Raw genomic sequence first — 7,976 nt, 5'->3', positions numbered from 1 at the left:
CCACTGCTCATCGGTCAACTCGTAACGCCGAACCACACGTCATTTTTACACTGCCTCCAGGGTTTGCGGACACACCCTAGGCGGATGAGAACGCCCTGAACATTCCTGCATGGAGGCCCGCGCGGGGATGACAGTTCCGGACAGCATGGCCTTCGTCCTTTTCGGCGGGCGGAGCCTGCGTTACCCTGCAGGAGTCCGCCTCGGGCATGAGGCGGACGCCGTGCCGGGTACACAGCGCCATCCCTCTCCAGGTCAAGTTCTGTGAGACGCCCCCCAGCGCGCATCAGGAGCAGACATGCGGAAGTTCTATACGTCGGAATCGGTCTCGGAAGGTCACCCGGACAAACTCGCGGATTTCATCTCGGACAGCATCCTGGACGAGTTCCTGCGCCAGGAGCCCGGCAGCCGGGTCGCGGTGGAAACGCTGCTCACGACCGGTATGGCCGTCGTGGCCGGCGAGGTCCGCGCCGAAACGGCCCATGTGGACATTCAGAAGACCGTGCGCGAGGCCGTCAAGACCGTGGGCTATACCCGTGCCAACTATGGCTTTGACGCCGAGTACAGCGCGGTGCTTGTGTCCATCCACGAGCAGTCGCCGGAAATTGCCACCGGGGTGGATACCTCGGAGGAGTGGCGCGAGATGACGCCCGAGCAGCAGGCCGACCCCCGGAACGCCCACAGCCGCATCGGCGCGGGCGACCAGGGCCTGATGTTCGGTTACGCCACCGACGAGACCCCCGAGCTGATGCCGCTGCCCATCTCGCTGGCGCACGCGCTGACGCGCCGGATCGCCGGGCTGCGCAAGGACGGCACGCTGCCCTACCTGCGCCCCGACGCCAAGGCCCAGGTCACGGTGGTCCGTGACGGCGAGCCGCACGAGGGCGGCGCGGTCAGCGTGGATACCGTGGTTATCAGCACCCAGCACGACGAGCACACCACCCAGGAAACCATCCGGGCCGACATGCTCGAACACGTGATCCGCGCCGTGATTCCGGCCGAGTTGCTGACCGGGGACACCAAGTACTTCATCAACCCCAGCGGCCGCTTCGTGATTGGCGGTCCGCACGGCGACACCGGCCTGACCGGGCGCAAGATCATCGTGGATACCTACGGCGGGGCCGTGCCACACGGCGGCGGGGCCTTCTCGGGCAAGGACCCGACCAAAGTGGACCGCTCGGCGGCGTACTACGCCCGCTACATCGCCAAGAACGTGGTGGCCGCCGGTCTGGCCCGCCGCGCCCTGGTGGAGGTGGCCTACGCCATCGGCCGCGCGCATCCGGTCAGCCTGCGGGTGGATACCTACGGCACGGGGACACTCGCCGACGGTGACCTGACCCGGCTGGTCGAGGCGCATTTCGATGCCCGCCCCCAGGCGATCATCGCGCAGCTGGACCTGCAGCGCCCGATCTACGCGCAGACCGCTGCCTACGGACACTTCGGACGCCCCGAATTTCCCTGGGAGCAGACCGACCGGACAGAGACGCTGCGCCGAGCGGCCCAGACGCAAGCGGCCCAGGCCACGGTTCAGGTCTGACGCTCTGGCCTGGCCGCCGCGCTCACGGCAGGCGGCTCTCGCGCTGTGCCCGCTGCTGCATGTCGCGCTCGGCATAGATGTCGGCGTGTTTGTGCCGCAGCGCCTGCGCGCTGGCATGCGGCACCATCTCGCTGATGTCGCCGCCGTAGCTCGCGATCTCACGCACCATGGAGCTGCTCACGAAGCTCCAGCGGGTGGCCGCCATGATGAACACCGTCTCGGTATCGCCGATCTGGCGGTTGAGGTGGGCGATCTGCAATTCGTACTCGTAGTCGCTCACCGCCCGCAGTCCGCGGATGATGATGCCCTTGTCCTGACTGGACCTGGACATGTAGTCGACGAGCAGTCCATCAAAGGAGTCCACGCTGACGTTTTCCAGGTGGCCGGTGGCGCTTTCCAGGATTTCCAGGCGCTCGTCCAGGGTGAACAGGTGCCGGCCCTGCTTGCGGGCGTTGTGCATCACCGTCACCGTAACGTGGTCAAAGATGCGGCTGGCCCGTGTCAGCACGTCCATATGGCCGCTGGTGATGGGATCAAAGGAACCGGGAAAGACGGCGTTCATGCGTCTCCCACCTTATCGCCCTCTCTGCCCGCCGCAACCGGGCGGTACAGCGTCAGGGTGTTGCTGCCGTATTCGCGCACCTCGCGGTCATGGCCGGGATGTTCGGGCAGGGTCACGCGGTCCGGGTGCTGGCAGATCAGCAGGCCGCCCGCCGCCACCACACCGCTGCCCAGCAGCCGCGCGGTCAGGGCCGGAATATCGGCCTCGTAAGGGGGGTCGCTGAACACGAGGTCAAAGTGCCCCAGCCGGGGCAGCACGCCCAGGGCGTCGCCGCGCAGGATGCGGACCCGCAGGTCCAGGCTGCGGGCGTTGGCCTCCAGCGCGCGGACGGCGCGGGCGTCCTTCTCGATCAGGGTGACCGCATAGCCCCGGCTGGCGGCCTCCAGCCCCACCGCGCCGCTGCCGCCGTGCAGGTCCAGAAACGTGCCGCCGGGCGCACGGGCCGCGAGCAGGTCAAACAGGCTCTTGCGGATGCGCGCGCCGCTGGGCCGGGCGCTGGCCGGCACCTGGATGGCGCGGCCCCGGGCGGTGCCGCCCAGAATCCGCAGGCTCATGGGCGCTCCGTGGTGGGCGCGGGCGGGAGGAACAGGCTCATGCGGTCAGGGTAACGGGTCCGGCCGCGCGGCGGGCACATCCGCCTGGGTCAGGAGAACATCAGCGCGCGGTACGCCGGAAAATCGGCCAGGGTCCCGGGGTCCAGCAGCCAGTCCCCGTTCTCCCGGCGGGCCACCCCGCCCTGCACCAGCCGGTTGAGCTCGGCCTCCACCCGCTGCGACACGCAGCGCAGCGGCATGTCGGGGGCGCCCTCTACCCCGCGCCAGGTCAGAAAGGCGCGGTGGAAGGCGGGCAGATCCTCCAGGCCCACGCGGGTTTCCACGGTGCGCCACGACACCGGCGGGGACGCGGCGGCCAGATCAGCGGGCAGGTCGGCAGGCAGGTCAGGCGTCATGGCCTCCGTTCTACACCCGTTCCGGCGGGCGCGTACAATGGCCCGCATGAGCGACCGGTCTTCTGTGCCCGACCCCGACGCCACGCCGCCGGACGCGGCCCAGCAGGCGGAGGAGCCCCTGCAGGACAAGCAGGCGGCCCCCGAGATGGCGGCGGAGCGGCTGGGCCTGGACCTTGAGGCCCTGGGCGGGCAGCTCGTCTGGCGCATCGGCAAGGATGAGGTGAGTGACGAGGTGGTCGTGCGCCTGGGCTACGCCTCGGCCACTCCGCGCTTTGCCCACCTGCCCCGGCTGCGCAGCGCGGGCGACGCCGAACTGCGCTCGGCCCTGGACGAGGGCCGGGTCGTGATCGAGTGGGTCGACTGATGCCGCGCCCCGCTTTCGCCGGCGCGGTCCGCTGATGGCAGCCTCCAGGACGCGCGCGTGATCATTGAGGCGGAGCGGCACTTTACCCTGCCGGCCCCCGGCACGGCCCTGCAGGCGCTGGACTTCGTGCGCGACCCGGCCCGCACGCTCGCACGCCTGCGCTTTTTGCGGGGGCTGAGCGCCGGGGACGGCGAGGTACGCGGCGAACTGGTGGTGCCCCTGCCCGTGCTGGGCGAGGCCGACCTGCCGTTTGTGAGTCGGCTGACGGCCACCCCAGACGGCGCCACGCTGACCCCCCAGGCCCTTCCGGATGAACGCGCCTGGGTGGAGGTCAGCGGACACGCGCAGGTTCTGGAAGGGACCCCGCCGGACGGGGACCGCACTCCCGGCCGGGTGGTGGAGGTGGTGTTCCACTTTCAGTTCCGCGCCCACCTCAGCATCCCCGAGGCCCAGGGCTGGGGCGGCGCGGCCTTCGAGAAGATGGTGCGCGCCGCCGCCAGCCGCACGCTGGACCGCGTGACCCAGGAACTGCCCGAGGGCATCCGTGAGGCGCTGGAGCTGCAAAACTAGGAGCTGCAGAACTCATCGAAGCGTGCCTGCGCCGCACACACCCCACGCCGTCACTTCAAGGCAGCGAGCTCCAGCTTCTCGATCAGCTGTTCCAGACCGCCCACGTCGATGTGGTAGTCGCCGCGGGTCCCCATGACCAGTTGCTGTGAGCGCCACGCGCTGATGGCCTGGGTCGCGCTCACACGGCTGGCATTGGCCATGCTGGCAATCTCGTCATGCCGCAGATCCAGGGTGAGGTGATACCTGCCTGCGCGGAGCTCCTCGCCATGGTGCAGCGCCAGCTCCACCATGACCCGTGCCAGTCTCACCTGCACCGGCTGGGTCATGGCCTGAAGTTTGTATTCCAGATCGGCGTTTCGGCGGGCAAGCACCATCGCCAGATTCAGGGCGACATTGGGCAACCGGGCAGCGACCTCCAGAAACTGAGGGCGACTCACCGGACACACCACCGCCTGGTCACTCAGACAGATGGCATGGGCCTGACAGACATCGGCTCCTGTTAAAAAGTTCTCCCCAAAAAAATCATCTGGACCGCATACCGACACCACCCGCTCTCCACCCAGCCAGGTAGGCTGCGTCAGCTTCACATGACCTTCCAGCAGGATGTAAAGGCTGCTGGCCGGATCACCATGTCGGTACACACGCTCATCGCGCTGGTAGGGAACCGGCGGACAGATCTGGCCCATGATCCGCATGTCTTCATCGGGCAGCAGGCCGGACCACCGGGTGCCCTGCAGGGACCACACCGGCTGCTCGCGGCGAACAAACGGTCCCACACCCAGCAAAGACAGCAGGGTGCGGCCAGGATCGGGGAGGCTCTTTTTCATCTCACTCACAACTCGGCGCTGGCATGCAGACATTGCTGGGCAGCGGTTCAGGCCCGCCGCCCAGCAGTAAGGAATGGGTCAGGAACACGGGTGGTCTTTCAGTGTAGGTCATCCCTCAGCAGTCAACTGTGGCGCTCCGGAAAAGCTGGCCGCCTGATCAGGCCACTGGTTTCAGGAAGTCACGCTGGGCCGGGGAGCATTCCTGGCCGTCAGGGCCGCAAAGGTGGTTCCCAGAAGGACACCGAAGATCAGATGCCCCAGCAAGCTCATCAGGTTCGGCGAGCTCAGCGCACTGGCAAACTGGGGACCCATACCCATCATCAGCGGCATCAGGAGCAACGGCCCCAGGACCCACCACAGTGCGCCGTACAGGGTTCCCAGCACAGCTCCCGAACTGTAGGAATGCACCCGCCCGCCCAGAACCACGGCAAAGCCCAGCCCAATCAAAGCGCTGATGACCAGATGCACCAGGAAGCCGACCAAAGCGCTGGAACTGCCCACCAGCCCGGCGATCATGGGCAACATGCCCATCAGGGCCATCATCATGCCGAAGACCAGACCCCCTGCCAGACCGCCCAAGACTCCTGCCCTGAGATTGTTGGTGTTCATGAGTTGTACCTCCACCTTACAGGGTGAACTTTTGGAACAGGAGTGTGTGTCAAGCCGCCAACACGAGCGTGCGTGTTGGCAGGAAGTTCCCCACAGCGACGCAGTGAACATCATGAAAGTTCAGGCCGTCTACAGGAGGCATTCAGGAGTTCCCAAGAGGGCCGGAGCCGGAGTGATGCCCGCCACACAACAGTGTGCGCCGCCCGGCAGGTGACCGGGCGGCGCACGACGAGCGATGCTTCAGTCCTCGGTTTCGGGAAAGTCCAGCATCCGGGCGTCGCTCCACAGGCCCTCGAGGTCGTAGTACTCGCGGGCCTCCTTGGTCATGATGTGCACCACGATGCTGCCGCCGAACGCGAGCAGCAGCCAGCGCTCGCTGGGGCCCTCCACGCTGGGACGCGGCAATCCGGCCTCCATGGCCTTCTCGCGGATGTTCTCCTGCACGGCATTGAGCTGAAGGCCGGCGGTGGCGGTGCACAACACGAAGTACTCCAGCGTGCTGCTGACCTCCGAGAGGTCGAGCACGGTGAGGTTCTCGGCGCGGCGCTCGCGGGCGGCGTCCACGATGGCGCGCAGTTGAGTCAGGTCGGTGTGGCGCTGGTTGGCGCTGGTGGGGGTGCTGGATGAGGGGGTTGTGGGGGTCATGGAGTCTCCGTTGAGGGGGTGGGTGAGGTGGCGAGGGGAGCCAGGGCCGCAAGGTGGGCGCGGGCGTCGGTGCCCAACAGGATACCGACCTCGCCGGCTCCGACTGGGAAACGTTCACCCTGCAGGCGGGGCAGATCCAGCGCCGCGGCCAGAGCATTGGCGTCGGCGACGTCCTGGCCGGTAAAAACCGTGCTGGCCTCGCGGCTGGCCGGAGCGGCGCGCACCGTGACCTGCCCGTACCCGAGCACCTGCAGGGCGCGCGCCAGTCCCCCGCCCAGGTTCGCGCCGCTGGCATCCACAATACTCACCCGGACCTGCGGTGTGTCGGCGGCGGGCGCGGCCTGGTCGCCCCAGATCTGCGCCAGACGCTCCCGGTCCACCGCCAGGTTGAAGCTGCCGCGAATGGTGTTGGTGGGCAGCGTGGCGAAGGTAAGCTTGAGGTCGGACAGGTAGGGCCGCAGGGCGAGCAGCGCCTCGGGGTCGGTGTTCGTCTCCACTCCCTGACCGATGCCGCCCAGGATGGTGGGCAGGGCGGCCAGCCCCCGCGGACTGCGCAGCCGGGCCACCAGCTGGGTCAGCGCCTGTTTCTGGTGGTCAATGCGCCCGTAATCGTCACCAAAGCCCTTGCGGACGCGCAGGAACAACACCGCCTGATCGCCCTCCAGGTGATGTTCGCCCGGCGCCAGCTTGAAGTCCACCCCGGCGGCCTGGTCCACCCATTCGATGCCGCCCTCGGGTACGGTCACGTCCAGCCCGCCCAGCGCGTCGATCACCCGCTCGACGTAGTCGGTCCGGACAATCACGTAGGCGTCGACCCGCTCGCCGGTGATGGTCTCCACCGCCCGGGTCAGGGCCTGCGGTCCCCCCGAGAAGTAGCGGCTGTTCACCTTCTGGGCACTGGGCGAGCTGTAAGGGTCAAAGGGCCCCACGTTGGTGTCGCGGGGAATGTTCAACACGCGCACGCGCGGACCGTCCACCTTGACGAGCATCAGCGTGTCGGTGTTGGGCGGCTGCAGCAGGCCCTGGCGCTGGTCCTGGTCCTTGCACGGCTGACGGTAATAGCAGTACACGATGTCCCGCCCGGCGATCAGCACGGTAAAATGGGGTTCCTGACCGGGCAGCGTGCCCATGCCGGAAGCCCCCCCGGCCCCCCGCAGAAACAGCAGGCCCCCCAGGGTCAGCGCCGCCAGACTCAGGCCAAAGGCCTGCAGCGCCCGCAGCCCGGCGATGGAGCGGGACGGCACAGAGCGGGAAGCGGCCACGGGCCGCGGAGCGGAGGGTCTTTTCACAGGAACATCACGCTGGGGGCGGGGCAAGATGCGGGTCGGCACGGTGGCCCTGGTTGCACGGCAGGTCCTGATACGAGCGCAAGGTGCGCGGATGCACCTGGATGCCCTTGCCCTGCAGGTAGGTCACCTTGGAGACGATGGCGCGTTCCAGCGCCGCGTTCAGGTCGTGCAGGGCGAGCTCTCGGATGTCGGCGTTCACGCCCCGGCCGGGTTCGGAAACGTCGGCGATGTAGATACACGCGGCCACCGGATTGCCGCCGCGCGGCCCGGTGGTGTGGTCCTCAACGGCCTCCAGCACCACCGGATCGTCATAACCCCAGCGGCACAGCAGCGCCCGCCCAGCCCGCCCGTGCAGCGCCAGGGGATGCAGGCTGTCGATGGAACACTCGGGCGGCGCCAGGCGCAGCAGTTCGGTGTCCGGCATGTCGCGGGCTATGTCGTGCAGAATTCCTCCGGCGTAGGCCCGGCACACATCCGCCCCGTTCGCCTGGGCGATCTGGGCGGCAAGGTCGGCGACCCGCTGCACATGCTCGAAGCGCCGGGGGCGCACCATCAGCCGCACCCGCTCCTCCCAGCCGGTCCAGCCCGCATCGTGGGCGGTCAGGGCAGGCAGCGTCAGCACCGGGG

At 68.1% G+C, this 7,976-nt stretch carries 11 protein-coding genes; 3 read left to right on the top strand and 8 right to left on the bottom strand.

Annotation, left to right across the window (positions count from 1 at the left end):
* The first annotated feature begins 295 nt into the window (after positions 1 to 295).
* Complete coding sequence (metK, locus tag IEY21_RS13990) at positions 296 to 1,534, top strand: methionine adenosyltransferase (RefSeq protein WP_188904962.1); 1,239 nt, start codon at positions 296 to 298, stop codon at positions 1,532 to 1,534.
* Positions 1,535 to 1,556: 22 nt separating this feature from the next.
* On the opposite strand, the gene coaD is transcribed toward metK, so the two are convergent.
* The 3 genes from coaD to IEY21_RS13975 form a co-directional block, all read right to left on the bottom strand.
* Complete coding sequence (gene coaD / locus IEY21_RS13985; protein WP_188904961.1) at positions 1,557 to 2,096, bottom strand: pantetheine-phosphate adenylyltransferase; 540 nt, start codon at positions 2,094 to 2,096, stop codon at positions 1,557 to 1,559.
* Positions 2,093 to 2,650 carry an RsmD family RNA methyltransferase gene (locus IEY21_RS13980; RefSeq protein ID WP_188904960.1) on the bottom strand — a complete coding sequence of 186 codons (558 nt, stop codon included), beginning with the start codon at positions 2,648 to 2,650 and terminating at the stop codon, positions 2,093 to 2,095. Before IEY21_RS13980 ends, coaD begins: the two co-directional genes overlap by 4 nt.
* 89 nt (positions 2,651 to 2,739) lie before the next feature.
* A complete protein-coding gene (locus IEY21_RS13975) occupies positions 2,740 to 3,045 on the bottom strand; it encodes a hypothetical protein (protein ID WP_188904959.1) in 306 nt (101 codons plus the stop codon).
* A 145-nt stretch (positions 3,046 to 3,190) separates the two neighbouring features.
* On the opposite strand from IEY21_RS13975, the gene IEY21_RS13970 reads away from it, so the two are divergent.
* Both IEY21_RS13970 and IEY21_RS13965 read left to right on the top strand, forming a co-directional pair.
* Positions 3,191 to 3,409: a DUF3248 domain-containing protein gene (locus tag IEY21_RS13970; RefSeq protein WP_373290524.1), complete on the top strand. Its 219-nt coding sequence runs from the start codon at positions 3,191 to 3,193 to the stop codon at positions 3,407 to 3,409.
* 57 nt (positions 3,410 to 3,466) lie between these two features.
* A complete protein-coding gene (locus IEY21_RS13965; protein WP_188904957.1) occupies positions 3,467 to 3,979 on the top strand; it encodes a DUF3809 domain-containing protein in 513 nt (170 codons plus the stop codon).
* Between the two features lie 50 nt (positions 3,980 to 4,029).
* On the opposite strand, the gene IEY21_RS13960 is transcribed toward IEY21_RS13965, so the two are convergent.
* The 5 genes from IEY21_RS13960 to yqeK form a co-directional block, all read right to left on the bottom strand.
* On the bottom strand, positions 4,030 to 4,806 hold the full coding sequence (locus IEY21_RS13960) for a Crp/Fnr family transcriptional regulator (protein WP_188904956.1): 777 nt from the start codon (positions 4,804 to 4,806) through the stop codon (positions 4,030 to 4,032).
* A 171-nt stretch (positions 4,807 to 4,977) separates the two neighbouring features.
* A complete protein-coding gene (locus IEY21_RS13955; RefSeq protein WP_188904955.1) occupies positions 4,978 to 5,415 on the bottom strand; it encodes a hypothetical protein in 438 nt (145 codons plus the stop codon).
* Between the two features lie 240 nt (positions 5,416 to 5,655).
* Positions 5,656 to 6,060, bottom strand: coding sequence for a ribosome silencing factor (gene rsfS / locus IEY21_RS13950; RefSeq protein WP_229753113.1), 405 nt, complete (start codon positions 6,058 to 6,060; stop codon positions 5,656 to 5,658).
* The gene (locus IEY21_RS13945; protein WP_188904954.1) at positions 6,057 to 7,322 is read right to left on the bottom strand and encodes an LCP family protein; all 1,266 of its coding nucleotides are present in this window, start codon (positions 7,320 to 7,322) and stop codon (positions 6,057 to 6,059) included. The genes rsfS and IEY21_RS13945 overlap by 4 nt, the downstream gene beginning before the upstream one ends.
* A gap of 34 nt (positions 7,323 to 7,356) precedes the next feature.
* Complete coding sequence (yqeK, locus tag IEY21_RS13940) at positions 7,357 to 7,902, bottom strand: bis(5'-nucleosyl)-tetraphosphatase (symmetrical) YqeK (protein WP_188904967.1); 546 nt, start codon at positions 7,900 to 7,902, stop codon at positions 7,357 to 7,359.
* Between the last annotated feature and the right edge of the window lie 74 nt (positions 7,903 to 7,976).

This window comes from Deinococcus aerophilus (genome assembly GCF_014647075.1).
Lineage (GTDB): Bacteria > Deinococcota > Deinococci > Deinococcales > Deinococcaceae > Deinococcus > Deinococcus aerophilus.
This window is presented reverse-complemented; position numbering and strand designations above follow the sequence as displayed.

Bases quoted from the DNA above. Each gene is read 5' to 3' on its own strand.
- IEY21_RS13970 (WP_373290524.1), top strand. From the start codon at position 3,191: ATGGCGGCGGAGCGGCTGGGCCTGGACCTTGAGGCCCTGGGCGGGCAG.
- IEY21_RS13975 (WP_188904959.1), bottom strand. From the start codon at position 3,045: ATGACGCCTGACCTGCCTGCCGACCTGCCCGCTGATCTGGCCGCCGCG.
- metK (WP_188904962.1), top strand. From the start codon at position 296: ATGCGGAAGTTCTATACGTCGGAATCGGTCTCGGAAGGTCACCCGGAC.
- coaD (WP_188904961.1), bottom strand. From the start codon at position 2,096: ATGAACGCCGTCTTTCCCGGTTCCTTTGATCCCATCACCAGCGGCCAT.
- IEY21_RS13960 (WP_188904956.1), bottom strand. From the start codon at position 4,806: ATGAAAAAGAGCCTCCCCGATCCTGGCCGCACCCTGCTGTCTTTGCTG.
- rsfS (WP_229753113.1), bottom strand. From the start codon at position 6,060: ATGACCCCCACAACCCCCTCATCCAGCACCCCCACCAGCGCCAACCAG.
- yqeK (WP_188904967.1), bottom strand. From the start codon at position 7,902: ATGGTGCGCCCCCGGCGCTTCGAGCATGTGCAGCGGGTCGCCGACCTT.
- IEY21_RS13955 (WP_188904955.1), bottom strand. From the start codon at position 5,415: ATGAACACCAACAATCTCAGGGCAGGAGTCTTGGGCGGTCTGGCAGGG.
- IEY21_RS13980 (WP_188904960.1), bottom strand. From the start codon at position 2,650: ATGAGCCTGCGGATTCTGGGCGGCACCGCCCGGGGCCGCGCCATCCAG.